This window comes from Corynebacterium sp. UMB10119B, assembly GCF_030228125.1.
Taxonomy (GTDB): domain Bacteria; phylum Actinomycetota; class Actinomycetes; order Mycobacteriales; family Mycobacteriaceae; genus Corynebacterium; species Corynebacterium pseudogenitalium.
Map to the genome: position 1 here is coordinate 13,931 of NZ_JASPBG010000014.1, position 25,820 is coordinate 39,750.

The window sequence follows — 25,820 nt, forward strand, 5'->3', positions numbered from 1 at the left end:
CGTAGGGTAGGGCCATGACCTTGGACGCAAACACCACAAAGCCATGGCTGCAGTACTACCCCGAGTGGACCGCGCACTCGCTCGAGTACGGGTTCACTACACTGCCAGGCATCTACGACGACAACCTGGAACGCAACGCAGACAAACCGGCAACCAGGTTCTTCGGCCGCTCCATGACCTATGCCGAGCTGGACAAGGAAGTCCGTCGCGCCGCCGCCGGGCTCAAGGCCTTCGGCGTGCGCAAGGGTGACCGCGTAGCCATCCTGCTGCCGAACTGCCCGCAGCACGTCATCGCGTTCTTCGCGGTGCAGAAGCTTGGGGGCGTCGTCGTCGAGCACAACCCGCTCTACACCGCGAACGAGCTTCGCCCACAGTTCCAGAACCACGGTGCCCGCGTGGCCATCGCCTGGGACAAGGCGGCCGACACCCTCGAAACGCTGCGCGCCACCACAGACCTGGAGACGGTCATCTCCGTCGACATGACCAAGGCGATGCCGAAGCTGCAGCAGCTCGCGCTGCGCATCCCGATTGCGAAGATCCGCAACGCCCGCGAGCAGCTCACCGTGCAAAGCTCCAACACCGTACTCAAGACGGTGCCGTGGGAGACGCTGCTCGGCTCCGCCATCGGCGGCGAGGGCGACGATCTGGCCACCGAGGCCGACATCGCCCCCGACGACCCAGCGCTCATCCTCTACACCTCCGGCACCACTGGAGAGCCCAAGGGCGCGGTGCTCACGCACAAGAATCTGCACGCCAACGCGTGGCAGGGCGTCGCCTGGGTCAAGGACCTGCAGTCCACGCAGCAGCAGCGCATGCTGGCCACCCTCCCGTTCTTCCACGCCTACGGCCTGACCTTCTCGCTCACGCTCACGGTGCTCATCGGCTCCGAAGTGGACCTGCTCCCGGCGCCAAAGATGGACCTTGTCATGAGCTCCATCAAGAAGTTCAAGCCCACCTTCATCCCCGGCGTGCCCACCGTGTTCGAGCGAATTATCGACGCCGCCAACAACGAAGGCCTCAACATCGAGGGCGTCAACACCGGCTTTTCCGGCGCGGCCTCCCTGCCTGTGGAAACCATCGAGGCGTGGGAACGCGTCACCGGCGGACACCTCGTCGAAGGCTACGGCCTGACCGAGACCTCCCCGATCCTGATCGGCAACCCAGGCACCGCGGACCGCCGCGCGGGCTACATCGGTATCCCCTTCCCAGACACCGAGATCCGCATCGTCAACCCCGACAACCTGGACGAGGACATGCCCTACGGCGAGCCCGGCGAGATCCTCGCCCGCGGCCCGCAGGTCTTCTCCGGCTACCTCAACAACAAGGAAGCCACCGAGCAGGCCTTCCACGACGGCTGGTTCTGCACCGGCGACCTCGGCGTCATGGAGGAGGACGGCTTCATCAAGCTCGTCTCCCGCCTCAAGGAGCTCATCATCACCGGCGGCTTCAACGTCTACCCCGCCGAGGTGGAAACCGTCATGCGCACCCACCCCGATGTTGTCGACGTCGCCGTCGTCGGCCGCCCACGCGAGGACGGCTCAGAGGACGTCGTCGCCTGCGTCACGCTTCGCGACGGCGCCCCACTCGACCCGGAGGGCCTGAAGGACTTCGCGCGCAAGAACCTCACCCGCTACAAGGTGCCGCGTACCTTCTACCACTTCGAGGAACTGCCGAAGGACCAGCTGGGCAAGCTGTCGCGCCGCAAGGTGCAGGAGGAGCTACTGTCCCGCTTGTAGGTGACTAAATCGACATCCCGACCCACACCGGCTCCGGCACCAGCCGGACGCCGAAGGCGCGTTCCACGCCGGCCTGCACGTCGCGGGCGAGCGCCACGATGTCGTCGGCCTTCGCGTTGCCCCGGTTGGTGAGCGCCAGGGTGTGCTTGGTGGACAGGCGGGCCGGGGCGTGCTCGCCGGGGTAGCCGCGGGGGAACCCGGCGCGCTCGATGAGCCAGGCGGCGGAGAGCTTCACACGCCCGTCCTCCTGTGGGTAGCGCGGCATCCCCTCAATACCGATCACATCTGCGACCGAGGCGTCCACCACCGGGTTGGTGAAGAAGGAGCCCGCGGACCAGGTGTCGTGGTCGGCTGAGTCGAGCACCATGCCCTTCGCCCGGCGCGTCTCCAGGACGGATGCGCGTGCCTCCGCGAGTGGGACCCGCTTGCCGCCGAGGTGGCGCAGCGGCGCCGACAGGTCCGACTTCGTCAGTTTCAGCTCGATCTCGAGGACCACGGCGCGGTGGGTGAACTTCAGGTTGGAGTAGCGGTATGCCAGCTCCAACGACTCCGGGGTAACCCACTCGTCCACGCCGGTCTCTCGGTTCCACAGGCGGACGCGGTGCAGCACGTCAGCGATCTCGGCGCCGTAGGCCCCCACGTTCTGTACCGGCGTGGCACCCGCGGAGCCCGGGATGCCGGACAGGGCCTCAATGCCCGCCAGGCCGTGCTCGACGGCGTACGCAGCCACGTCGTCCCACACGGTGCCGGCGCCGACGCGGAGGGTGGTGGCGTCGATAAGTTCGATGCCGGCGTTGCGCACGAGCACAGCAGTGACTGCCTGCGGGCCGTCGGCGACCACCAAGTTGGAGCCGCCGCCCACGACGAGCAGCGGCGCGCCTGCGGCGTCGAGACGCGCGACCGTCGCAGCGAGGTCCTCGGCGGTGTCGCAGCGGATCACATCAGCGGGGGTGCCGCCGACGCGCAGAGTTGTCATTGAGGCAAAAGATGTATCAGACACCCCATCAACGGTAGTCTGTTCACTATGACTGCACGTAGTGAAATCACCGTAACCATCAACCATCCTGCCCAGAAGGTGCGCGACGCCTTCGCAAGCAAGGATTACTGGGCGTTCATCGCGGAGAAGCTCTCCCCCGAACCGGGCGAGCTCCACGAGTTCGACGGCTCCACTGCCGTCCTCTTCGAGATCCTGCCGAAGTCCATCCTGCCTGAGGCAGCGCAGGCCATGATTTCGCAGGACCTGAAGCTGAAGCGCACCGTCAACACCGGCACGGACCCGATCACCTTCACCGGTGACGTCAAGGGCACCCCGGTCGACTTCGGCGGCGAGATCACGCTGACCGACAACGGCGACACCACCTCCCTGGCCTACGACAACGAGGCAAAGGTAGACATCCCGTTCATGGGCGCTGCGCTGGAGCCGAAGGTTGCTGAGGCGCTCGAGGAGATCGTCGAGAACGAGGCGAAGCTCACCGAGGAATGGATCACCAACAATCTCTAAGCATCACCACAATCTGCGCTCGCAGGCGGGCCACGGGCAGCCCTACGGGGTGATCACCCGGGGCACGACCGGCATCAACCGGCTGCGACGCTGCGATCGATGGACCCGCCACAACGCGCGGGTCATTTCGCTTTTGCGCGAAGGAACCCCACTAGCGCTCGACGTCGGCTACGGCGCCTCCCACACCACCACCTGTGAGTGGGCGGGTTGGCTGCGGCGCATCAACCCCAACGTCGAGGTCGTGGGCCTGGAGATCAACCCCGAGCGGGTACTTCCGCCGCGCGACGGCGTCCGCTTCGAGCTCGGCGGCTTCGAGCTCGCCGGTTACCAACCGCAGCTTGTGCGCGCGTTCAACGTGCTGCGCCAGTACGACGTCGCGGAAGTCCCCGACGTGTGGCGCACCGTCACCTCTAAGCTCGCCCCCGGCGGTCTCTTCATCGAGGGCACCTGTGACGAGCTCGGCCGCCGCAGCACCTGGGTGCTTCTCGACGCCACCGGCCCCCAAACGCTCACCCTGTCCTGGGACCCATTCGACATTTCGACGCCCAGCGACCTCGCCGAACGCCTACCGAAGGCGCTCATCCACCGCAACGTCCCGGGCGAGCCCATCCACGACTTTCTTCGCGACGCCGACTCCGCCTGGGAACACGCCGCCGGCTGGGAGCCGCACGGCCCCCGGGTGCGGTGGCGCCACGCCCGCGAGGCCCTTGCCCGCGACTGGCCGATCACCCCGGTGCGCCGTCGGCTCAGCGACAACACCGTCACCGTCGACTGGGCGGCTGTGGCGCCCAAAGGTGAGTCGCTACACTAGTGCGCATGAAAACCGTCTGGAAAGTCCTGATCGGCATCCTCGCCGCCATCCTGGTCCTGTTCATCGCCGCCGAGGCCGGCTCACGCGCCTACATCGGCAGCCAGATGCGCGATCAAGCCCCGGAGGGCACCGAGGTTTCCTTCGGCGCTTCCCCCCTGACGCTGGGCATGCTGCGCGGCACCATCCCGCACGTCACGGTGACCACGCCATCCACACTGGTGGTCAACGGCGACGAAACCACCGGCCAGCCAGCCTCCACTGTGGAGATGGACTCCATCAAGGTTGACGCCAGCGGCAAGTCCGTCGCGGACACCCTAACCGCAACTACCGAGGTCCCGAGTGAGTTCGTGCGCGCGATGCTGAACACGCAGCTGCAGCAGAACATCGGCAGCGATTTCCTCTCCGCGCTCATCAACGTGTCCGAGGTGACCACCTCCCCCGAGGACGGCACCTTCACCGTCGAGTTCAGCGGTGGCGCCGCTGCGGTTTCACTTCACCCCGAAATTGACGACGCCGGAGGGTTCTCCGTCCAGGCCGTCGACACCTCGCTGTTCGGCAACACGCTGCCGGATGAGATCTCCTCCGCGATTACCGAGGCCCTCACCAACGGCGTGGCCGAGTACACCGACCAGACGATGCGCATCACCGGCTTCGACGTCGTCCCCGGCGGCCTCCGCGTTACCATGCAGGGCCACAACGTGGACTTCGCCGAACTTCAGGCCTACCAGCAGTAGGCCTGCTTACCAGCCGTAATTCCCCCGCAAAATGTTGTTGATCTGCGGCCGCACATCGAAGTAGTACACACCGATAGCGACCGCGCCAATCCACGCCACGAACGGCAACGACAGCATGCAGGCAAACGCGGAACCGGCCAGAATGGCCACCCACGTGCCCTTCGACTGACGCCCCGCCGCCTCAAACGCGTCCGGGCGCGTCGACGCCGCCATCACCGCCGCCACAATGCCCGCGATGGCCAGCACCCAAAACAGCAGCGCGTTCGCCATCACGGGCAGCGACATGATCAACTGCTCAGCAGTGAGGGACATTACTTCTTGCCGCCAAGGTCAGCGACGCGCTCCTGCACACGCGCAACCACGGACTCGATGCGCTGCTTCGCGTCATCAGCGTCGATGTTGCCGAACGCGTCGCGGATCTCCTCAGCGACCAGCTTGAACGCATCCTTAGCCTCGCCGGCCTCGGCGGAGTCGCCGATGTTGCGCACGATGGACTCGGCGTCGCTCGCAAAGGAGGACACTGCGTCCTTGAGCTCCTTGTCGTCGCCCGCACCGTCAAACGTGCTACGAGCGTTGTCCACAGCCTGCTTCAGCTGCTCAGTCACATCGCCGCCCAGCTTGCCGACGGCCTCTCCGACCGACTGCCCAGCAACCAGCAACGCATCCGCAATATCGCGCAGACCAGAATTGTTCTCAGACATAATCCTTCTCCTTTTAGAAAAACAGCAACTGTGACACAGCGTATATAACAAGTCCAGCTAATGCACCTACGATGGTGCCGTTGACACGAATGTACTGCAGGTCCTTGCCCACCATCAGCTCAATCTTGTCGGCCGCTTCCTGCCCGTCCCACTTCTGAATCGTCTCCGAAATAATGCCGACGATCTGCCCCGCGCCGTTCTCCGCCGCGAAGTGCGTCCACTTCTGCAGGTTGCGCTCGGCCGCCTGCCGTGTCTCGGGTTCGTTGACAAGCTTCTCGCCCCACTCGTGCACCGTCAGCGCTATCTTTCGACGCACCATGCTCTCCGGGTCCGACGCCGACTCAATAATCGCCGCCGACACCTGCCCCCACAGCCCGGCGGCCGCGTTCTGCACCGCATTCGACGCCATCACGTCCGCCTTCAGCTCCTCCACGCGTGTGATCATGGCGCCGTCGAACTGCAGGTCCTGCGCGAACTGGTTGATTTGGCGTCGAATAGCTCGGCGAGCCTCGTGGTCCTTGTCCTTATCGACGTCCGTCATGAACGCCACCAGCTCGTTATAAACTTTCGCACCGACCAGGTCCTTGGCGAACTTCGGCGCCCAAGCGGGCATGCGCTCATCGATGGTGCGGACGATGGCGTCCTCCATGCCGACGAGGCGCTCGTTGCCCCAGGCGACGATGTCGTCGACCACCGGCTCGATCTTGCCGTCCGCGATGAAGCCCTCCAGCGCGCGCCCGATCGGCGGGCCCCAGATCGGTTCCGCGAACCGGTCAATGACCTGCGAGTTGAGGAACTCCTCAGCCTCCGCAGGGTCGACCGCCTCGACGGCCTTGACCGTAAACTTGCCGACCTCCTCCGACACCCGCTTCGCGTTCTTCTCAAGCGACAACCACCTTCCGGCACGCTCCGGGATGCCCGCCGCCATCACCTTCTCGGTGATGGTCTCCGCGTTGAGGAAGTTCTCACTCACGAAGTCACTCAGCGCGTCAGCCACCTGGTCCTTCTTGTTCGGCACCAGGGCCGTGTGCGGGATAGGCAGCCCCATCGGATGCTTAAAGATCGCCGCGACCGCGAACCAGTCCGCCAGCCCGCCAACCATCCCGGCCTCCGCCGCCGCGCGCACGTACCCCACCCACAACGGCGCGGTACCCTGCGACTGCCACCACGAACACGTCAGGAAGATCACGGCCATCAGCCCAAGCAGGGCCGTCACCCCGATCTTGTACTTCCGCAGTGTCCTGCGGCGCTGTTCGTCCGCCTCGGTGAGCTCCATTAACGCGTGTGTAGCCATGCACTTGATTAAAGCAAAAATCTCCCCGCCACCATATTGAGCGTGGTGACGGGGAGACCTGGAGGTAGCCGCTAGTTGACGCGACCGGTTTGCTCGCGGTACTGACGGTAGGCCGCGCGACCCTTCACGATGAGGAACGCGCCGAGTGCTAACGTCACAACCGCCTCTACGAGGCCGTACAGGATGAGCTGGCTGCTGACCTCAGCAGACGCACCATACCCGTACGTGCCAACAGTTGCGCCCCAGATGGCAAGCCCCATACCGAACAGTGACGCCAAGATCAGGCCCATCGCTACCCACGTGGAGTAGCGCAGCAGCGAAGAGTGCGGCGCGGAGTACGACACCGGGTCGTAGCCTTCGACGTACAGGTCCTGAATCTTGCCCTCGTACTCAGGGAACGATTCACTGCGGATATCAGCTACAGCATGTTGGGACGCCATCGTTGTTTCCTTCCTCGTTTTATTCTCTGTTTAGTCGTCGCCGCCACGGACAGCCGCGCGAGCACGCTCGGCGTTAATCGCGCCGACCGCGTCCAGCGGAATGCCTGCAGGGCAGACGTCTGCGCACTCGCCGTACAGGGAGCAAGGACCGAAGTTGGTTTCCAACTCGTCGATCATCTTGCGTGCACGACGGCTGCGCTCCAGCTTGCCCAGTGGCAGCAGCTTCAAGTGCTTCAGCTTAGCACCAGTGAACAGGTGCGCGGCGCCATTCGGGCACGCAGCCACACAAGCGCCACAGCCGATGCAGGCTGCGTAGTCGAGCGCAAGCTCGGAGTCGTGGTGGTTGACGGACAGGGTGTCTGCGTCCGGGGCGGTACCCGGGAAGACGGAGATGTAGCCACCCTGCTGCATCACGCGGTCGAGCGCGGAGCGGTCAACCACGAGGTCCTTGATTACCGGGAACACAGCGGAGCGGAACGGCTCAATCTTGAGGGTGTCGCCGTCGTTGTAGTTCACCAGGCGCTGCAGACATGCAGGGACGTTCTGGTCCGCACCGTGCGGGCGACCGTTGATGGTCAGGCCACAGGTACCGCAGATGCCCTCGCGGCAGTCAGAAGCGTAGGTGAAAGGCTCCTTGCCTTCCTCAACAAATTGGTTGTTGACGTGGTCGAGCAGCTCCAGGATGGACATCTGCTCAACTGCGTCCGGCACCTCGACGGTCTCGAAGTGGCCTTCAGTATCGGGTCCGGCCTGACGCCAGATCTCAAGTGTCAGTTTCATTACTTGTAGTTCCTCGTCATCAGTGGGATCGAATCGAAGTACAGTGGCTCGGCGTGACGCACGAACTGGTCGTTGCCCACGGTCTCCCATGCGGAAACGAAGCACCAGTTCTCGTCGTCACGGCGGGCCTCGCCGTCTTCGGTGAGGTGGTCCATGCGGTAGTGAGCGCCACAGGACTCGTCGCGGTCAAGTGCGTCGATGCACATCAGCTCGCCGAGGTTGATGTAGTCAACCAGTCGAAGCGCAGCCTCGAGGACCTGGTTCATCTCATCAGCGCGGCCTGGGATGTGGAGGTTCGCCCAGAAGTCATCGCGCAGTGCGCGGATCTTGTCGATGCCCTCACGCAGGCTGTCCGCGGTACGTGCCACGCCACAGTGCAGGTAGAGGATCTCGCCCAGCTTGACGTGGTAGTACTCCGGACCGTGCGGGTCGGAGCCCTTGATGTTCATCAGGCTGTCAATGCGCTTCTGCGCACGCTCAACGGCTTCGACGGATGCCGGAGCGTCCTCGCCGTACACCGGCTCGTTCAGGTGATCCGCCAGGTAGTTCGGCACCGTGAACGGAATGGTGAACCAGCCGTCGACCGATGCGGACAGCAGCGAGTTCGCGCCCAGGCGGTTCGCACCGTGGTAGGTCCAGGAGCACTCACCGGCTGCGAAGAGGCCGTCGATAGACGTCATCTCGTTGAAGTCGGTCCACAGGCCACCCATGGAGAAGTGCACCGTCGGCGCAATACGCATCGGAGCCTTGTATGGGTTCTCGCCGGTGGAGTCCTCGTACATCTCGAAGAGGTTGCCGTAACGCTCACGGATAGTGTCCTCACCGAGGCGCTCGATGGAATCCTTGAAGTCCAGGTACGCCGAGTTGTGCAGCGGGCCAACACCGAAACCGGCGTTAAGCTGCTGCGAAATAGCACGAGACGCAACGTCACGCGGCACGAGGTTACCGAACGCCGGGTAACGACGCTCCAGGAAGTAATCGCGCTCGTCCTCTGGAATGGTGTTCGGGTCGCGGTCGTCACCCTTTTCCTTCGGGGTCCAAATGCGGCCGTCGTTACGCAGGGACTCGGACATCAGCGTCGTCTTCGACTGCCAGCTCGCGTTCAGCGGCAGGCCGGTCGGGTGGAACTGAATGAACGCCGGCGACGCCAGGTACGCACCAAGCTCGTGCGCACGCATCATCGCGGAGGAGTTCGAGTTCTTCGCCAACGTGGTCTTGTGGTACACGTTGCCGTAACCACCGGTACCCAGCACAACAGCATGGCCGGTGAACGGGGTCAGGGAGCCGTCAATCAGGTTGCGGGTAACAATACCGCGGCAACGCTTCTTGCCGTCTTCCTCAGTAATGATCAGATCGATCAGGTCGTTGTGCGTGAAGATCTCAACGTTGCCCAAGTGGATCTGACGCTGCAGCGCCGAAGCGGTGGACAGCTGCAGCTGCTGGCCCGTTTGGCCACGGGTGTAGTAGGTACGGGAGACCTGCACACCACCGAAGGAACGGGTAGCCAGGGAGCCACCGTACTCACGCGCGAACGGAGCACCAATCGCGTTCATGTGGTCAATCACGCGGACCGACTCGACGGCCAGGCGCCAGCAGTCAGCCTCACGGCAGCGGTAGTCGCCACCCTTGACAGTGTCCTTCACGTGGCGGTACGCGCCGTCGTTATCAACCTTCTTGCCGCGAGCAGCGTTGACGCCACCCTGCGCTGCAATGGAGTGTGCACGACGAGGAGCGTCATGGTACGTGAAGACCTGTACCTGGTAGCCCAGCTCGCCCAATGCGGCGGCAGAAGCACCGGCAGCCAAGCCCGTGCCCACAACGAGCACCTTGAACTTGCGACGGTTCAGTGGGGACACCAGCTGCATGTGGTCCTTCTGGTACTCCCACATGTCCTTCATCCGGACCTTGTGGCGGTCCGGCATTGCATTATCAAGAATGCGGCCAATGGTGACGCCAGGAGCCGAGGACTCCGGCTGGCGGAACACCTCGTCCTGCGTCTGGTTCAAAGAGGTAGTCATTAAAGTTTCTCCTAATCAGCCGTTAGCGGGTGTACCCCGGGATAAGACCAGCCATGATGGCCAGTGGCATGATGACGTTTCCAAGAACAACGATGAACGGCAGTACGTACCCCAACACGACCATTACGCCGCGCCCACGCTCGCCGAGCCATCCAAGGTCAGAAACTGCCAAGTACACACCGTGCGTCAGGTGCAGCAGCAGCGCCAGCATGGCAACCAGGTAGAACAGGGTCACGTACCAACGCTCAGGAGCGAAGGTTGCAATCAGGTTGTCACGAACATTGCCATGAACGAACTGCTCAGAAGCAACAACCGTGCCCGCGGTCAGATCCAGGATGTGGAAGATGATGAACAGCAGCAGGATGACGCCGGTCACCAGCATCCAACGCGTAGCGGTGGACTGCCAGCCTCCCATCAGGTTCGTGCGCTTGAACGTACCGCGCGACTCGGCGGAACGCTTCTTCAGAGTGAACGCACCATACACGTGCAGGATCAGGCAGGTCAGCAGGACGATACGGAGAATCCACAGGAATCCCCCGCGCGGGAACAGTGGCTCACCAAACGTGCGGAACCACTCGCCGTAGTCATCAATGTGTGCGCCGCCATCAGCCTTAAGCGGCATGAAAATCTTCAGGTTGCCCACCATGTGAACAAGAAGGAAGAGCGAGAAGATGAGGCCAGTGATGGCCATCTCGAGCTTTACTGCCCATGTTGGGAACCCTGGCCGCTCTCGTAGCGGCTTCTCAGTAATTTTTCCGTGACGAATTGCTTCACGGTCTGTTTTTTGTACAGTCATGGCACCTCCAGTGTCACAACCACTTTAGGCACCATTCTTCACTATTGCCTAGTCAGAGCATGTTTCTTTCGCCTGATTTTCACCCAAAATTCACCGCCCGGACGCGCTTGGCAAATTTTCGAAATTTTAAGCATGGCGACACCCTGCACATATTCAGTATGAGAACAAACCAAGGTAAACCTAATTTGTGATGTTACTCACGACCTGCGCGTAACGTCTATAAAATCTTCGAACTACCCCCAAAGGTCGGTAGTCAAGAGTCTGCTTCAAACATCGGGAAATGGGAGGGTGAGCGGTCCTTTTACTACCCCGTCAGCGCGCCCCAAAACGTTCGAAGCGTGCGCTTAGAAGCGTGCGATGCAGGTCGGTAAAAATCGGACGGGGTTGGCCAAAAGAGGCGACCAGCATCGCACTCCTTTAACTCCTCGACCGGAGCAATGTAAGAAGGCGCGAAGGCAGGGCAACTGAGCGAGAACCCCACCCACACAGCGCAAAACCCGGTCCCACCAACAGGCGGGACCGGGCGTCGAGAAGAAAAAGGCTACAGGTTGATCATGTGGCCTTCGATGCCGTGGGCCGCTTCCTTCAGCACCTCAGACAGGGTTGGGTGAATGTGGATAGAGCGGGCGATTTCGCCAGCGGTGAGGTCGAAGCGCTGGGCGAGGACGACCTCCGGCAGCAGCTCGGCAACGTTGGCGCCAACCAGGTGTGCGCCGAGGATCTCGCCGTATTCGGCGTCGGCGACGATCTTGCCGAAGCCCGCGGTCTCAGCCAGGCCGACTGCCTTGCCGTTCGCAGAGAACGGGAAGGTCGCAACCTTGATCTCGCGGTCGGGCCACTTCTCCTTCGCCTGCTCCTCGGTGTAGCCCATGGAGGCGACCTGAGGGTTGCAGAAGGTGGCGCGCGGCGTCATCATGTAGTCCTCGATTTCGAGGGTTTCGGCACCCGCGATGGTCTCGGCGGCGATGATGCCCTGCGCCTCCGCAACGTGCGCGAGCTGCAGCTTCGCGGTGACGTCGCCGATGGCGTAAATGCCGTCTACGTTGGTGCGCATGCGGTCGTCGATAGCGATGGCGCCACGCTCGGTGAGCTCGACACCAGCCTTGTCCAGGCCGTAGCCCTCGACGCGCGGGGCGAAGCCGACAGAGATCATGACGCGCTCAACGGTGAGCGTTTCAGTCTTGTCGGTGCCATTCTTCTTGACGTCCACCTCGACCGAGTCACCGTTGTCCCGCACCGCGGTGGTTGCGTGGCCGGTCATGAGCTTGACGCCGAGCTTCTTGTACGCCTTCGCGATCTCCTTGGACACGTCCTTGTCCTCGTTCGGCAGAACGCGGTCCATGTATTCGATAACGGTGACATCCACGCCGTAGTTGGACAGCACGTACGCAAACTCCATGCCGATAGCACCGGCACCCACGATGACCATGGACTTCGGCGCATCCTCGTTGAGGATCTGCTCCTCGAAGGACACAACGTTTTTGCTCAGCTCGATGCCTGGCAGAGTGCGCACGACGGAGCCCGTCGCGATGATGCAGTTGTCGAAGGTGACGGTCTTGCCCTTGTCATCGCCTTCGGTGATCTCGATCGTGTTGGAATCGGTGAAGGAGCCAAGACCGTGGATTTCCTGGATCTTGTTCTTCTTCATCAAGTAATGCACGCCACCAACGATCTTCTCGGAGACCTTGCGGGAGCGCTTGTGGGCGTCTTCGTAATCAAACTCGACATCACCCTTGATGCCGAACGTCTTCGCTTCATGGTTGAAGATGTGGGCGATCTCCGCGTTCTTAATCAACGACTTCGACGGGATACACCCAACGTTGAGGCACACACCTCCCCAGTACTGCTTCTCAATGACCGCAACCTTCAGGCCCAGCTGCGCTGCTCGGATGGCGGCGACATAGCCACCAGGGCCAGCGCCGAGGACAACAACGTCATAATGCTCTTTAGTCACGCCCCATAGAATACGTTGCTTGTAACGTTTTCGCTTCAATATCGGACACTTTAATAGAATGCTTGAAGGACCACCTTCACCACCTACAAATAGTTGAGGAGCACCCCGTGAATATTGCGCGTCCAGCTATCGCCGGAGCCGCCGCCGTCGCGATCGCTGCAGGAGGCTGGTATGCCGTTGCACCATCCGAACAGGCAACGACTATTTCTGCCGCCCAGAGCGTAGAGGAGACGTCGATAAGTGAGGCGACGACGACCTCTTCCTCGAAGACCACCACGACCACAACCAAGGTTGAGGAAACGACGGTCGTCGAAGTCGTAGAGGAAGACAGCACCGAACCCACGCTTGATGACGCCGACATCCCCACAGCCGAGGGTGCCGAAACCACAAACGATGCCATCGCGCGCGTAAAGAAGCTGGAAACCGCACCGCAAAAACCCAGCGGCGGCGATCAGTATTGGTTCACCAACATCGACGGCATCAAGGGCTCCGAGAAGCTCAGCGTCTACTCCCCCGCCATGGAACGCGACATCCCAGTCGGTGTGATCCGCGCGGGCGTACCCGACGCACCCACCGTCTACCTCCTCAACGGCGCCGGTGGCTCCGAGCAGGATACTGACTGGATCGCGCAAGCGGGCACCGTGGTGAAGAAGGTCTTCGAAGACGAGCCGGTCAACGTCGTCATCCCGATGGCGGGTGCGTTCTCCTACTACATCGACTGGCTCTACGAGCCGAACTCCCGCTACCTGCAGGGCAAACAGCTGTGGTCCACGTTCCTGGGCTCCGAGCTTCCCGACGCCATCGAGCCCTACCTCGAGGCCAACGACAAGCGCGCCGTCGTCGGGTTCTCCATGTCCGCCACCTCAGCACTCCTCCTTGCCGAGCACAACCCTGGACGCTACGCCGCCGTCGGCTCCTTCTCCGGCTGCGCCGCTACCTCGACGGGCATCCCGAACGGCTGGGTCAACCTCACCGTCAACCGCGGCGGCGCCAAGCCCGAGGAGATGTGGGGCCGCGCCGGCAGCGAGTACAACCGACACAACGACGCCCTCGTCAACGCCGAGAAGCTCAAGGGCACCAAGCTGTACATCTCCAGCGCAACGGGCCTTTTCGCCGAAAGTGACACCGTCGGCTTCCTCCGCAAGACCCGCGACATGGACTTCGTCCAGGCCTCCGCGAACGCCCAAACCCTCATCGTCGAGGGCGGCGTGATCGAAGCCGCCATGAACGCCTGCACCCACGACCTGCTGGTCAAGCTCAAGGCCAACGACATCCCATACAACGCCAACCTGCGCGCCACCGGCACCCACTCATGGCGCATCTGGAAGGAGGACTTGGAGCTGTCCTGGAAGCAGACCATCAAGCCGGCGCTTGGGCTCTAACTCCCGCCCCAGACACCAAATTCCTTCACGCTCCCTTCGGCGACCTGGGGAAACGCAAACCATCCCGCCGAAAACTAGGGATTTGGTGCGCCCCCTGGTCGACCAGTGCCAAAGGACGCAACCCTTAACATCTAGCGCTTTTCTCACCTGCAGGTTTGAATGTCTAGCCTAAATAAGGTTGCGCCCTTTGGCACTCCAGCGTTTCCACAAGACACCAAATTCCCTCACGCCCACTCGGCGACCTGGGGAAACACAAACCTGCCCCCAAAAAATTAAGGAATTTGGTGCGCAGCGCCCTGCACGAACCACAAAAACCCGCCGCCCACCCAACAACAGGTGGCGCGACGGGTTCAAGCGGGCGAAGCCCCTAGAACAGGCCCATGCCGTATGCGATGGTGGAAGACGTCGAGGAGCCGAAGTGGATCAGCTCACCGAGGACGTTGTTGATGGCGACCTGCATGGACTCGATCGGGTTCATTGCAACTACCTTCTTTCAAAGAGAAATTCTGTAAGAACGAAATACTTCCCACATTCTTGCACGAAACGCCGAACAAAGTGACACCAGAAGCCCCAATTGCCACATCTGTAAAGTAGGATGGCTTCCATGTTGAAGCGCATCACTCGTTCGGTTGTGGCTACAGCGATGGCTGTAGCCATTCCTTTGTCGGCACTCCAGGCGGTCCCAGCAGTTACGCCAGCAGCATCGGCCCAGCCCGTGGGTACGGTGAAGCCCTGGAACGCAATTGCGAATCCACCGTTGGCGAAGACGGACGGGAAGCCGCAGAAGTGGGTCGAGAAGGTTGACCATAAGCAGGTGTTGAGCTTCTTGGTGTATTCGCCGTCGATGCGTCGGGATATCCCGGTGGCGGTGTTGCCTGCGACGAATGCTGCGGGGCAGCGCGTGCAGAACGCTCCGACGATCTACCTGCTGAACGGCGCTGGTGGTGCGGAGCAGCACCAGGACTGGTTGAGCATGAGTGATGCTCGCGAGTTCTTCGCAGGCAAGAGCGTCAATGTTGTGATTCCGCAGGAGGGCGCGTTTTCGTACTACACGGACTGGGTGAGTGACAATGTGCGCTCGCGCTACATTAACGGCCCACAGAAGTGGGAGACGTTCCTGGTCAAGGAGTTGCCGGGGCCGATTGAGGGGCTGCTGGGGGCGGACAAGAATCGCCGTTCGATTGTGGGATTCTCGATGTCGGGGACCACGTCTCTGGTGTTGCCGACGCACTACCCCGGGTTCTATAAGTCTGCGGCGTCCTTCTCGGGGTGTGCGGCGACGTCGACGCCTGAGGCGTACCAGTTCGGCCGGATTACGGTGAACCGGGCGTCGGGAACGTTGGATTACCGGACGGTGACCCCGGAGATGATGTGGGGCCCGATGGGCAGCCCGAATAACCGCTACAACGATGCGCTTGTGAATGCGGAGAAGCTGCGCGGGACCCGCTTGTATATTTCGACGGGCACGGGCCTGGCGGGCCGCCAGGATCAGGTGAGTTACTTGGTTGGCCAGGGGCTTCCGCAACCTGCGGCGAGTGTCGGTTCGGCGATTCTGCAGGTTGAAGGCGGCGTGATTGAGGCTGCGATTAATAAGTGTTCGCATGATTTGCGAGCGAAGCTGGAAGGCCTGAATATTCCAGCGCAGTATGAGTTCCGGAATGCGGGGACGCACTCGTGGCCGTACTGGCGCGAGGATCTGCACAAGGCGTGGTTTACCACGATCGCGCCGTCGTTCGGAATGTAAGGCGATGTAACGCCAGGTGAAGCACCTTTCTTTTGCCACGCTGTTCGCGGCGGTCAGCGGCTTTGTGGTGTTGTGGGTGGCGTCGAAAGCACTCGACGCCGACACGGCCTACCGCTACTTCGCTGCGTACTGGGGGTTGTTCTTCGCGTCCACCGGGCTTATCGACGGCCTCACCCACGAGACCACGCGTGCCGTCGCGGCGGCGCGCGAGGATGGCCGGCGGGGTTCGGCGAATCCGTGGCGGTTGGGGGCGTGGACGGCGCTGGTGGTGGTCGTTGTGGCGGCGGTGGCGGGCGCGCTGTTCATCGGCACTGCTGTTCCCGGAAGTACGCTGACGGCCACTGCCCTGCTGCAGGTTGGCCTGGTGATGTACGTGTTCCAGGCGGTGCTGGGCGGGGTGCTATCGGGGGCGCAGTTGTGGGAGCGCTACGCGGCGCTGGTGGCGCTGGATTCGGGTGTGCGGCTGGTATTGGCGCTTCTGGCGTGGGCGCTGGGGTGGGGCCTGCCTGCGTTTTTGGTGATTACGGTGGTCGGCGCGTTGAGCTGGCTGGTGGTGTTGCGCCGGGAGCATTTGCGGGTGCCGCTGGATGTGCATCGTGGGGTGTTCGTGCGCCGGGTGTTGACGGCGATGGTGGCGTCGGGGGCGTCGGCGGCGCTGATCACGGGCTTCCCGACGGCGGTGAACGCGGCGTTCCCGCAGGCGTCGGTGGCGGCGATTATGAACGCGGTGATTTTGACGCGGGCGCCGGTGTTGGTGCCGTTGCAGCGTTTCCAGTCGGCGCTGGTGGTGAGGTTTGTGGAGCGTCGAGAAGCGTTGTTTGCGGCGTTGGTGCAGCCGGTGGCTGCGGTGCTCGGACTGGGCGTTGTGGGCTTCGCCGCGGCGTGGGCGGTGGGCCCCTGGATTCTAAAACTGGCGTTTGACCCGGAGTTTTACGTCGATGGGTTGACGCTTGGGGTGCTCACGTTCGCGTCGGCGTTTATGGGCGCGCTGATTATTACGGGGGTGGCGGTGCTGTCGCTGGAGCGGCACGGCTGGTACGTCGCGGGGTGGCTGACGGCGACGGCGGTGGCGTTCGCGGTGCTGGGGGTGATGCCGCGGCTCGTGGATGTCGACGTCCACTCCGTCGTGCTCACGGCCTTGTTCGCGGGCCCGCTGGCGGGGGCGGCGGTACATTTGGTGGCGCTCCGGCTAAGGTAGAAGCCCATGGGAACAATGCTGGTCACTGGTGGTGCGGGCTTCATCGGCGCGAATTTCGTGCGGATGGTCACCGAGCGCACTGACTACAAGGTCACGGTCCTGGACAAGCTGACGTACGCGGGCAACCCGGCGAATCTGCGGGGGTTGGACGTGGAGTTGGTGGAGGGGGACGTCGCTAATGAGGCGCTGGTGGGTGACTTGGTGGGGGCGTCGGATGTGGTGGTGCATTTCGCGGCGGAGTCGCATAACGATAATTCGTTGGAGGACCCGTCGCCGTTTATTCACTCGAATTTGATCGGCACGTATGTGTTGTTGGAGGCAGTGCGCAGGCACGGGGCGCGGCTGCACCACATTTCCACGGACGAGGTGTTCGGAGACCTGCCGCTGACGGGCAACGAGAAGTTCACGGAGGCGACGCCGTATAAGCCGTCGAGTCCGTATTCGGCGACGAAGGCCGGCTCGGATCATTTGGTGCGGGCCTGGATCCGCAGTTTTGGTATTCAGGCGACGATTTCGAACTGCTCCAACAACTATGGGCCGTACCAGCACGTGGAGAAGTTCATCCCGCGCCAGATCACGAACATCCTGTGCGGGCAGCCCGCGAAGCTGTACGGCACGGGCGCGCAGGTGCGTGACTGGATCCACGTCGACGACCACAACGACGCCGTGCTGACCATCCTGGAACGCGGCAAGCTGGGTGAGACGTATAACATCGGCGCGGACAACGACCACACCACGAACAAGCAGGTCATCGAGATGATCTGCGAGCTGATGGGTGGCGAGTACGAGCACGTCAACGACCGCCCCGGGCACGATCAGCGCTACGCGATGGACTCCACGAAGCTCACTACCGAGCTTGGGTGGCGGCCGCGTTACACGAAGGATCTGCGCGACGGGCTGCAGCAAACCATCGAGTGGTATCGCGAGAACCGCTGGTGGTGGGAAGGGGCGAAGGGGGACGTCGAGAAGCGTTATGAGGCGAGAGGACAGTAATGATTGCTGGGTTGGAAGTCCACGAGCTTGCGGTGCACCGCGACAACCGCGGCTGGTTCAAGGAGAACTGGGCGGGGCAGAAGTTGGTGCCGGTGCAGCAGAATGTGAGCTTCAACGCGCGGCGCGGGGCGACTCGCGGCATGCACGCTGAGCCGTGGGATAAGTGGGTGTCGGTGGCGTCGGGCCGCGTGTTCGGGGCGTGGGTGGACATGCGGGAGGGCTCCGCGACGTTCGGGGAGACGTTCAGCTGCGAGATCGGCCCGGAGACGGCAGTATTTGTGCCGCGCGGGGTGGCCAACGGTTTCCAGGCGCTCGAGGACGACACGACGTACATTTACCTGGTCAACGAGCGATACCAGCCCGGCGCGCGCTACGCCTACTGCTCCTACAAGGAGGTCGAGTGGCCGATGGAGCCCACGGAGCTTTCGGAGGCTGACCTCACCCACCCCATGCTTGTCGACGCCACCCCCGTCCCCCAGCGCAGAATCCTCGTGACGGGCGCGAACGGGCAGCTGGGCCGCGCGCTGCAGGAGCTCTACGGGCCGGATGAGGCGGAGTTCTGCAGGCGGGACCAGCTGGACATCACGAACCTGGAGGGCGTGGACTGGTCGAAGTACTGGGCGGTGATCAACTGCGCGGCCTACAACGACGTCAACGGCGCGGAGGATGACCCGGCGGGCGCGTGGCGCGTGAACGCGGAGGCCCCAGCGCAGCTGGCGCGGGCGGCCAACGAGCACGACTTGGTGTTGGTGCACGTGTCCAGTGATTACATCTTCGATGGCACCCAGGAGGTGCACACGGAGGAGGAGCTGCCGAGCCCGCTGAGCCGCTACGGGGCGTCGAAGGCTGCCGGGGAGACGGCGGCGCAGCTGGCGCGCAGGCACTACGTGATTCGGACGTCGTGGGTGTTCGGCGATGGGGCAAACTTCATGGCGACGATGCGCCAACTCGCGGAGACGGGCAAGGAGCCGCGCGTGGTGAAGGATCAGCGCGGGCGGCCGACGTCAGCGGAGGACCTGGCGAAGGGCATCCGCCACCTGCTGGCCAACGAAACTGAGTACGGTGTGTACAACATCACCTCGGATGGGGATTCGGTGGGGCGTGACGAGATCGCGATGGCGGTATTCATCGGGATGGGCAAGGACCCCGCGCAGGTACACCCGGTGACCTCAAAGGAGTACGGGGACAAGGCGCCACGGCCTGCGGAATCGACGCTTGCGCTGGACAAGATTAAGGCGACGGGCTTTGCCCCCATGAACTGGAGAGCTGCGTTGGCGCTCTATCTTGGGTAGGTTGTACTGCATGAATCGCACTTCTCTTGCAGCTCTCGCGGTGGCGGGGGCACTGGTGGTGGCAACCCCGGCGTTCGCTTCCACCCAAACTTCTACCCCTTCGGCCCCGGCAACCACCACGGTCACCGTCACCCCGACGGTGACGGCGACGGTCACCCCGACAGTTGAGGCCACCACCACGACGAACACCGCTCCGACGGACCCGGCGATGGCGCTGTCCGCCGGTGACACGTCGAACGTGTCCACCCCGGCGCTCGTCCTGTTCATCATGGGCATTCTGACCACGGTGCTGGCTGTGATCGAGAAGCTGCCGCTGGATAAGATCCTGCCGAAGCGCTAAGTCGATGAAGGGCATCATTCTGGCCGGCGGGTCCGGCACCCGGCTCTACCCGATTACGAAGGGTATTTCGAAGCAGTTGATGCCGATTTACGACAAGCCCATGATCTACTACCCGCTGACCACGCTGATCAGCGCTGGTATCCGGGAGATCATGGTGATCACCACGCCGGAGGACGCGCCCGCGTTCCGGCGCCTGCTTGGCGACGGCTCCGACTGGGGCATCATGCTCCACTACGGCATCCAGCCCTCCCCCGACGGCCTTGCCCAGGCGTTCCTGATCGCCGAGGACTTCATCGGGGATGACTCGGTGGCGCTCGTGCTGGGTGACAACATTTTCGACGGCGCCCTGGACTTAAGCCATGACGGCACCGGCGGCACCATCTTCGCCTACGAGGTCTCCGACCCGCACCGCTACGGCGTGGTGGACTTCGACGCGAATGGCGTGGCCACGTCGATTGAGGAGAAGCCGGAGCACCCGAAGTCCAACTTCGCCGTGGTCGGGCTGTACTTTTACGACAATCAAGTCGTGGACATCGCGAAGACGATTACGCCGAGCGCCCGCGGTGAGCTGGAGATCACCAGCGTGAACGAGGCGTACCTGAAGGCGAACCAGCTGCGGGTCCACCGTCTGAACAGGGGTGACGTGTGGCTGGACACCGGCACGATCGACTCGATGGCGGAGGCCTCCGCCTACGTGGAGGTGCTGCAGAAGCGCACCGGCCTGGTGATTGGCTCGCCGGAGGTCGCCGCCTACGAGCAGGGGTTCATCTCTGTGGACAGGCTGGTCAGCCTAGGTGAGTCCATGGTGAAGTCGGGCTACGGCACATTTCTTCTCGACGCCGCACGCAACTAGTATCGGTATCCATGTCCACCGTTACTGCGCTCCTGTCTGCCTACCACGGCACTGTTCCTGACCAGCTCGCTGAGGCGCTGCAATCCCTCGCTGAGCAGACCCGTCCCGCGGACGAGGTCGTGGTCGTCTTTGATGGGCCGGTGGCGGAAGGGGTCGAAGGGGTCGTCGAGAAGTATGGGGCGCGCGTGGTGCGCTGTGACGAAAACCGCGGTGCGGGCCCCGCGCTGCAGGCGGCGCTGGAGACGATCGACAGCGAGTTCGTGGCGCAGCTCGACTCCGACGACAAGGCGTTCCCCCAGCGCATTGAGCGACAACTCGAGTTTTTGCGGCAGCACCCCGAGGTGTCCGTGGTGGGTACCGCCGTGCAGGAGTTCGACGGTGAGCGCACCGGCGGCATCCGGCGCCTGCCCGAGCACCCCGCACACTACGCCAAGATGAACTCGCCGATGAACCACCCTTCCGTGATGTACCGCACCGCGGACGTCAAGGCTGTGGGCGGGTACCAGGACGTGCACCTCATGGAGGACTACGACCTCTTCGCGCGCCTCATCGCCGAGGGCTACACGCTGTACAACATGCAGGAGCCGCTCACCTACTTCCGTGTCACCGACGAGCAGTTCGACCGCCGCACCGGCAGCGACATGTTCACCTCGGAGGTAGACATGCAGATCCGACTGGTGCGCTACGGCCTGATCGGCCGCACGCGCGCGATGGTGAACGTCGCAGTGCGCACCCTCTACCGACTGCTACCGAAGCCACTGCTGAAGCGCGTTTATGCGCGGCTTTTCCACCGCGCGGGGTAACATTTCGGGCAACATGAACGACGACACCTGGCTCATCATCCCCTGCTATAACGAAGGCCCCGTTATCCAGCAGGTCATTGAGCATGCGCGGGAAACGTTCCCGAACATCGTGGCCGTCAACGACGGCTCCCGCGACAACTCGGCCGACGCCATCCGCGCCTCCGGCGCCCACCTGGTGAACCACCCGGTGAACCTGGGCCAGGGCGCTGCGATCCAGACCGGGGTGGAGTACGCGCGCGCCCAGCCGGGTGCGAAGTACTTTGTCACCTTCGACGCCGACGGCCAGCACCAGGTCAAGGACGTCCTGCGCATGGTGCAGCGCCTGCGCACCGAACCGCTCGATATCGTGGTGGGCACTCGCTTCGCCGGCCAAGATAGCTCGCAGGTGCCGTGGATCAAGCGCGTGGTGCTGCGCACGGTGGTGATGCTCTCGCCGCGCACTCGTCGCCTCGGCCTTAGCGACGCCCACAACGGCCTACGCGCCTTCAACCTCAAAGTGGCCAACGAGATGAACCTGCGGATGAACGGGATGTCGCACGCATCCGAGATCGTCGCCCTGATCGACCAGCATAAGTGGCGCGTCGCCGAGGAGCCCGTGGAGATCCTGTACACCGAGTACTCGATGAGCAAGGGCCAGTCGCTCATTAACGGCGTCAACATCCTGGCCGACAACATCGTGGCAGGGAGGCTCCCATGATCCAGTTCGCACTGATCTGCGCCACCGTCCTGTTGGCGCTCTACTTCTTTGCTAACCGCCGCAAGGCGAACGCGAAAGCTTGGGTGAAGATCGGCTTCGGCGCGATGTTCATCGCCGCCATCTGGGCGATCCTGCGCCCCGACGACGTCACCATCCTTGCCAACTGGTTGGGCGTTGCCCGCGGCACGGACCTGATGCTGTACGTGCTGATCATCGCGTTCTTCTTCACCACCATCTCGACCTGGACCAGGTTCCGTGAACAGGAGCTGCGCTACGCCAGGTTGGCGCGGGCGGTAGCATTACAAAACGCAGAACAACCAAAGGAGCACAATGAGTGATACCAAGATCCCACCACTGATGTGGGCGTTTACGGCAGTACTGGCAATCGGCACCGGAGTGGGCGGCTACGTCATCGGCGCGAACTCCGCGACACCCGCCACGGAGACCGCCCAGACTGCACCGTCTCAGGCCGCTGAAGAGCCTGCCGCCGAACCGACTATGAACGAGGCCGCCGCCGAGATCGAGCGCCGCGACGCCAACGACCCAATGGCCCTCGGCGATGTCGACGCCCCCGTCGTCCTCTCCGAGTTCTCCGACTGGGACTGCCCATTCTGCATCAAGGCCAACGTTGAGATCATGCCGCAGATCATCAAGAACTACGTCGATGAGGGCAAGGTGCGCATCGAGTTCAACGACTTCGTAGTCAACGGCCAGGCCGCCGTCGAAGCAGCCCGCGCGGGCCGCGCCGCCGCCGACCAAGGCAAATTCTTCGAGTACCAGGACGCCTACATGGCAGAGGCCATCAAGGCGAACGGCCACCCCGACTTCGCCATGGAGGACTTCGTCCGCTTCGCTGAAGCCGCAGGCATTCCGGACATGGAGAAGTTCAAGGCCGACGCCGCCAGCGACAAGTACGACGCCGCACTCCAGGACGCTAACAACCTGGCGCAGCGCGCAGGCTTCAACTCCACCCCGTCTTTCTTGGTCAACGGCCAGGAGATCATCGGCGCGCAGCCTTACGAGGCCTTCGAGCAGGCCATCGAGGACGCGCTGGCCAAGTAGCTAGTTTCTAGGAATGCGCGATGACGTCCGCGACGTGGGCGTGGCCGCGCTGGTTCACGTGCAGCGGCATGTTGCGTGGCGAAGGGCCGAAATCGACCAGCCCGGCCCACATCCGGATGTGGTCCGGGGCACACATGTTGTTGTTCCACGTGGACGGCTTCAGGTCCAAAAATTCGACACCCGCTGCGCGCGCCAGGTCCACCTGCATCCACTGCGCGGTGTCCTCCCACGCTTGCACGAAGGGCATCGGGGTGGCGTCGTGCATGTTGTTGCCCAGCTGAAACAGGCACACCCGATCCCCCTGCGTGATCTTCGGGTAGCCGACGATCTGGATGCGCGCGTTCGGCGCCGCCGCCCGGATACGGTTCACCTGCGGCACCATCGCGTCGACGAATGCACGGCGCACCTGCGCCGGGGAGCGGCCGCCGGTCGAATACGTGTCGTTGAAGCCGGTGGAGATGACCACGCGGGCCGTCGCCGGCGACAAGGTGCGGTCGCGCAACGCGCGGTCAACCTGCAGGGAGAAATACGGGCCAACGCGGGTTGAAACGGTGCCGGCACAGGAGTAGTCCATTGCCCGCAGCCCGAGGCGCGCAGCCGCCTGCTTGCCCCAACTCGTCGGGCCCGTCGGGCACCAGACTTTCGGGTCGGAGGAACCCTGGGGCGTCGCGCCCACCTTTCCGGCCGCCCAGTCCCGTACCGTCGGGTCAGCGACAACCGAGTCCCCGAAAATCACCATGTTCCTCGGCTGCGCAGTCGCCTGAACAGGCACGATAGCGATCGCGGCGGCCACGATTGCAGCCATTATTTTCCGAAACATGAGCTCACTTCTTTCACTTCCGTAACGCAGATGTCTCTACTTTGCCAGATGTCATAGAATAGAGCAATGTTTCTCCGCTTCCTCAGGGCCACCCACCGCGCCGGAATGATCAGCCTCGGCAACAGCCCGAAAGCAGCGCTATGGGTTATACCAAATCTGCTCCGCTTCCGCTTCACCACCGCCCGCGCTATCGAACAGGGCTACCTCGCCGCCCCCGAGCGCACCGCCCTTATCGACGACGCCGGCCTCCTCACCTACCGCGACCTCCGCACCCAAGCGCGCAACGTGGCCCGCTGGATCCTTACGGTCACCGACCAGCCGCGCATCGGCGTCATCGCCCGCAACGGACGCGGCATCATCCTTCCGCTCGGCGCTAAAGGCTACACCGGCGGCTCCATCTTCCTCCTCAACGTCGGCTCCTCCACCGAACAACTCCGCGGCTGCATCGAGGAAAACGACATCAACATCCTCTTCACCGACGACGAATTCCTACCCCGCATCCCAGACATGGGCACCGCCATGGTGGTGGTTGATGGGGCGAAGTTGGCGTCGATAAGTATGGGCGGGGGCGACGCCACGCTGCCGCTGTTCCCGAAGCACGGCGACATCGTGCTCATGAGCTCGGGCACCTCCGGCATCCCCAAAGGCATCCTGCGCGCCGAGCCCGCCCTCCCCATCGTCGCCGCCGGCTACCTCGAAGCCATCCCGTTTCGCGCCGGCGACACCGTGCAGATGACCGCCTCCATGTTCCACACCTGGGGCTGGTCAGCGCTCAACATCACGCTCGGGGTCGGCGGCACCATCGTTACGCAGCGTGTCTTCGACCCTGCCAACGCCTTCCGCCAACTCGAGCACTTCCGTTGCGACGGCCTCATCTCCTCCCCCATCTTCCTCAAACAGATGCTTGACCTGGAGGAGGACTACGACACCTCGCGGCTGCGCTTCATCGGCACCGCCGGCAACGCCCTGACCCCGCTGCTCGCCGAACGCCTCATCGACCGCTTCGGCCCCATCGTGGCCAACATCTACGGCTCCACCGAACTCGCCCTCGCCGCAGCCGCCGACGCCACCATCGTCGCCAACGACCCAACCTGCGTCGGCCGCGTCCCACCCGGCACCACCCTGCGCATCTACGACGACGCCGGCCGCGAAGTCCCCACCGGCACCGTCGGGCGCATCTTCCTCAACAACGAAACCGCCCTGCGCGGCTACACCAACCCCGACACGCCCATGGTCACTATCGACGGCCTCATCGAAATGGGCGACCTCGGGTACTTCGACACCCACGGCCTCCTGCACGTGGTGTCCCGCAGCGACGACATGATCATCGTCGGCGGAGAAAACGTCCACCCCCAATCCGTCGCAGCAGTCCTCGAGCGCATGCCAGGTATCGACGACCTCTACGTCGGCAGCGTCGACGACCCCGACACGTTCAAACGCGTCGCCGTCTGGGTCGTCCGCGCTGACGATCCAGACGGCCAGGCGTTGACGGCTGCCAGCGTCCAGGCTTGGGTCCGCGACCACCTCGCCGAGCATTCCATCCCCCGCGACGTCCACTTCGTCGACGCGCTGCCACGCAACGCCATCGGCAAAGTGGTGCCGCGGGAGCTGTAAGGGAGGCGGTGTTGGCTAACGCCTGTTCTTCCCATCATGGGAATACAGCGTGTTGAACTTCGACTCAATCCAGATCACTTCAAAGGTGTTTGCAATACGAACCCCGACCTGCGGTAAGCGTTCATGATGTCGGAAGACGATCAACTTGGAAGCCGGATCCATCCAGGCCGGAAGCGCTGGGATGATCGCTGATGCAGGCAAGCTTTCGGATCCTAGCCCATGCCGGTCAGCACCTCGTAGCTCGTCCCAGAGCATAG

At 63.2% G+C, this 25,820-nt stretch carries 26 protein-coding genes; 16 read left to right on the plus strand and 10 right to left on the minus strand.

What is annotated here, in order from left to right; genetic code table 11:
- Window positions 1-20: 20 nt before the first annotated feature.
- Entirely contained in the window at window positions 21-1,736 is a 1,716-nt protein-coding gene (locus QP802_RS09750; RefSeq protein WP_370687326.1) for a long-chain-fatty-acid--CoA ligase, read from the plus strand.
- Window positions 1,737-1,740: 4 nt separating this feature from the next.
- On the opposite strand, the gene QP802_RS09755 is transcribed toward QP802_RS09750, so the two are convergent.
- Window positions 1,741-2,799, minus strand: coding sequence for a UDP-N-acetylmuramate dehydrogenase (locus QP802_RS09755; RefSeq protein ID WP_284818592.1), 1,059 nt, complete (start codon window positions 2,797-2,799; stop codon window positions 1,741-1,743).
- Here QP802_RS09755 and QP802_RS09760 point away from each other — a divergent pair.
- The 3 genes from QP802_RS09760 to QP802_RS09770 are packed head-to-tail and all read left to right on the plus strand — an operon-like array spanning window position 2,761 to window position 4,782.
- Entirely contained in the window at window positions 2,761-3,237 is a 477-nt protein-coding gene (locus QP802_RS09760) for a DUF2505 domain-containing protein (RefSeq protein ID WP_070975192.1), read from the plus strand. The two genes, QP802_RS09755 and QP802_RS09760, sit on opposite strands and share 39 nt — an antisense overlap.
- A complete protein-coding gene (locus QP802_RS09765) occupies window positions 3,230-4,048 on the plus strand; it encodes a class I SAM-dependent methyltransferase (protein ID WP_071573648.1) in 819 nt (272 codons plus the stop codon). The genes QP802_RS09760 and QP802_RS09765 overlap by 8 nt, the downstream gene beginning before the upstream one ends.
- 5 nt (window positions 4,049-4,053) lie before the next feature.
- On the plus strand, window positions 4,054-4,782 hold the full coding sequence (locus QP802_RS09770; protein WP_256021616.1) for an LmeA family phospholipid-binding protein: 729 nt from the start codon (window positions 4,054-4,056) through the stop codon (window positions 4,780-4,782).
- 6 nt (window positions 4,783-4,788) lie between these two features.
- Here QP802_RS09770 and QP802_RS09775 read toward each other — a convergent pair whose 3' ends face one another.
- The 8 genes from QP802_RS09775 to lpdA form a co-directional block, all read right to left on the minus strand.
- The gene (locus QP802_RS09775; protein ID WP_256472911.1) at window positions 4,789-5,094 is read right to left on the minus strand and encodes a DUF2516 family protein; all 306 of its coding nucleotides are present in this window, start codon (window positions 5,092-5,094) and stop codon (window positions 4,789-4,791) included.
- Entirely contained in the window at window positions 5,094-5,483 is a 390-nt protein-coding gene (locus QP802_RS09780) for a CGLAU_01105 family protein (protein ID WP_145945274.1), read from the minus strand. The genes QP802_RS09775 and QP802_RS09780 overlap by 1 nt, the downstream gene beginning before the upstream one ends.
- A 13-nt stretch (window positions 5,484-5,496) precedes the next feature.
- Entirely contained in the window at window positions 5,497-6,777 is a 1,281-nt protein-coding gene (locus tag QP802_RS09785) for a DUF445 domain-containing protein (RefSeq protein WP_284818597.1), read from the minus strand.
- A 71-nt stretch (window positions 6,778-6,848) separates the two neighbouring features.
- The gene (locus QP802_RS09790) at window positions 6,849-7,217 is read right to left on the minus strand and encodes a hypothetical protein (RefSeq protein ID WP_256021612.1); all 369 of its coding nucleotides are present in this window, start codon (window positions 7,215-7,217) and stop codon (window positions 6,849-6,851) included.
- Window positions 7,218-7,247: 30 nt separating this feature from the next.
- Window positions 7,248-7,997, minus strand: a complete 750-nt coding sequence (locus QP802_RS09795; RefSeq protein WP_284818599.1) for a succinate dehydrogenase/fumarate reductase iron-sulfur subunit — start codon at window positions 7,995-7,997, stop codon at window positions 7,248-7,250.
- The gene (locus tag QP802_RS09800) at window positions 7,997-10,015 is read right to left on the minus strand and encodes a fumarate reductase/succinate dehydrogenase flavoprotein subunit (protein ID WP_256007633.1); all 2,019 of its coding nucleotides are present in this window, start codon (window positions 10,013-10,015) and stop codon (window positions 7,997-7,999) included. Before QP802_RS09800 ends, QP802_RS09795 begins: the two co-directional genes overlap by 1 nt.
- Window positions 10,016-10,037: 22 nt before the next feature.
- Entirely contained in the window at window positions 10,038-10,811 is a 774-nt protein-coding gene (locus QP802_RS09805; RefSeq protein ID WP_070363223.1) for a succinate dehydrogenase cytochrome b subunit, read from the minus strand.
- A 541-nt stretch (window positions 10,812-11,352) separates the two neighbouring features.
- Window positions 11,353-12,765, minus strand: a complete 1,413-nt coding sequence (gene lpdA, locus QP802_RS09810) for a dihydrolipoyl dehydrogenase (protein ID WP_205634835.1) — start codon at window positions 12,763-12,765, stop codon at window positions 11,353-11,355.
- Between the two features lie 107 nt (window positions 12,766-12,872).
- Here lpdA and QP802_RS09815 point away from each other — a divergent pair, with 107 nt between their 5' ends.
- The 11 genes from QP802_RS09815 (at window position 12,873) to QP802_RS09865 (ending at window position 23,129) form a co-directional block, all read left to right on the plus strand.
- On the plus strand, window positions 12,873-14,147 hold the full coding sequence (locus QP802_RS09815) for an alpha/beta hydrolase (RefSeq protein ID WP_252931920.1): 1,275 nt from the start codon (window positions 12,873-12,875) through the stop codon (window positions 14,145-14,147).
- 604 nt (window positions 14,148-14,751) lie between these two features.
- On the plus strand, window positions 14,752-15,891 hold the full coding sequence (locus QP802_RS09820; protein WP_284818601.1) for an alpha/beta hydrolase: 1,140 nt from the start codon (window positions 14,752-14,754) through the stop codon (window positions 15,889-15,891).
- 16 nt (window positions 15,892-15,907) lie between these two features.
- Window positions 15,908-17,089 (plus strand): hypothetical protein, encoded by a 1,182-nt coding sequence (locus QP802_RS09825; protein ID WP_256021608.1) that lies wholly within the window; start codon window positions 15,908-15,910, stop codon window positions 17,087-17,089.
- Between the two features lie 6 nt (window positions 17,090-17,095).
- The gene (gene rfbB / locus QP802_RS09830; RefSeq protein ID WP_252931924.1) at window positions 17,096-18,082 is read left to right on the plus strand and encodes a dTDP-glucose 4,6-dehydratase; all 987 of its coding nucleotides are present in this window, start codon (window positions 17,096-17,098) and stop codon (window positions 18,080-18,082) included.
- A complete protein-coding gene (gene rfbD, locus QP802_RS09835; protein ID WP_252931926.1) occupies window positions 18,082-19,374 on the plus strand; it encodes a dTDP-4-dehydrorhamnose reductase in 1,293 nt (430 codons plus the stop codon). Before rfbB ends, rfbD begins: the two co-directional genes overlap by 1 nt.
- A gap of 10 nt (window positions 19,375-19,384) precedes the next feature.
- Window positions 19,385-19,714 (plus strand): hypothetical protein, encoded by a 330-nt coding sequence (locus tag QP802_RS09840; RefSeq protein ID WP_256021606.1) that lies wholly within the window; start codon window positions 19,385-19,387, stop codon window positions 19,712-19,714.
- A 4-nt stretch (window positions 19,715-19,718) separates the two neighbouring features.
- The gene (rfbA, locus tag QP802_RS09845; protein ID WP_070975181.1) at window positions 19,719-20,567 is read left to right on the plus strand and encodes a glucose-1-phosphate thymidylyltransferase RfbA; all 849 of its coding nucleotides are present in this window, start codon (window positions 19,719-19,721) and stop codon (window positions 20,565-20,567) included.
- A gap of 11 nt (window positions 20,568-20,578) precedes the next feature.
- Window positions 20,579-21,370, plus strand: a complete 792-nt coding sequence (locus tag QP802_RS09850) for a glycosyltransferase (RefSeq protein ID WP_256021604.1) — start codon at window positions 20,579-20,581, stop codon at window positions 21,368-21,370.
- 13 nt (window positions 21,371-21,383) lie between these two features.
- Window positions 21,384-22,067: a glycosyltransferase family 2 protein gene (locus QP802_RS09855; protein WP_256021601.1), complete on the plus strand. Its 684-nt coding sequence runs from the start codon at window positions 21,384-21,386 to the stop codon at window positions 22,065-22,067.
- Window positions 22,064-22,405: a DUF2304 domain-containing protein gene (locus QP802_RS09860; protein ID WP_256060129.1), complete on the plus strand. Its 342-nt coding sequence runs from the start codon at window positions 22,064-22,066 to the stop codon at window positions 22,403-22,405. Before QP802_RS09855 ends, QP802_RS09860 begins: the two co-directional genes overlap by 4 nt.
- On the plus strand, window positions 22,398-23,129 hold the full coding sequence (locus tag QP802_RS09865; protein ID WP_256000698.1) for a DsbA family protein: 732 nt from the start codon (window positions 22,398-22,400) through the stop codon (window positions 23,127-23,129). The genes QP802_RS09860 and QP802_RS09865 overlap by 8 nt, the downstream gene beginning before the upstream one ends.
- A 7-nt stretch (window positions 23,130-23,136) precedes the next feature.
- Here the strand turns inward: QP802_RS09865 and QP802_RS09870 are convergent, their stop codons facing one another.
- Window positions 23,137-23,949: a GDSL-type esterase/lipase family protein gene (locus tag QP802_RS09870; RefSeq protein WP_284818604.1), complete on the minus strand. Its 813-nt coding sequence runs from the start codon at window positions 23,947-23,949 to the stop codon at window positions 23,137-23,139.
- Window positions 23,950-24,015: 66 nt separating this feature from the next.
- Here QP802_RS09870 and QP802_RS09875 point away from each other — a divergent pair, with 66 nt between their 5' ends.
- On the plus strand, window positions 24,016-25,563 hold the full coding sequence (locus QP802_RS09875; protein WP_284818606.1) for an AMP-binding protein: 1,548 nt from the start codon (window positions 24,016-24,018) through the stop codon (window positions 25,561-25,563).
- The last annotated feature ends 257 nt before the right edge of the window (window positions 25,564-25,820 follow it).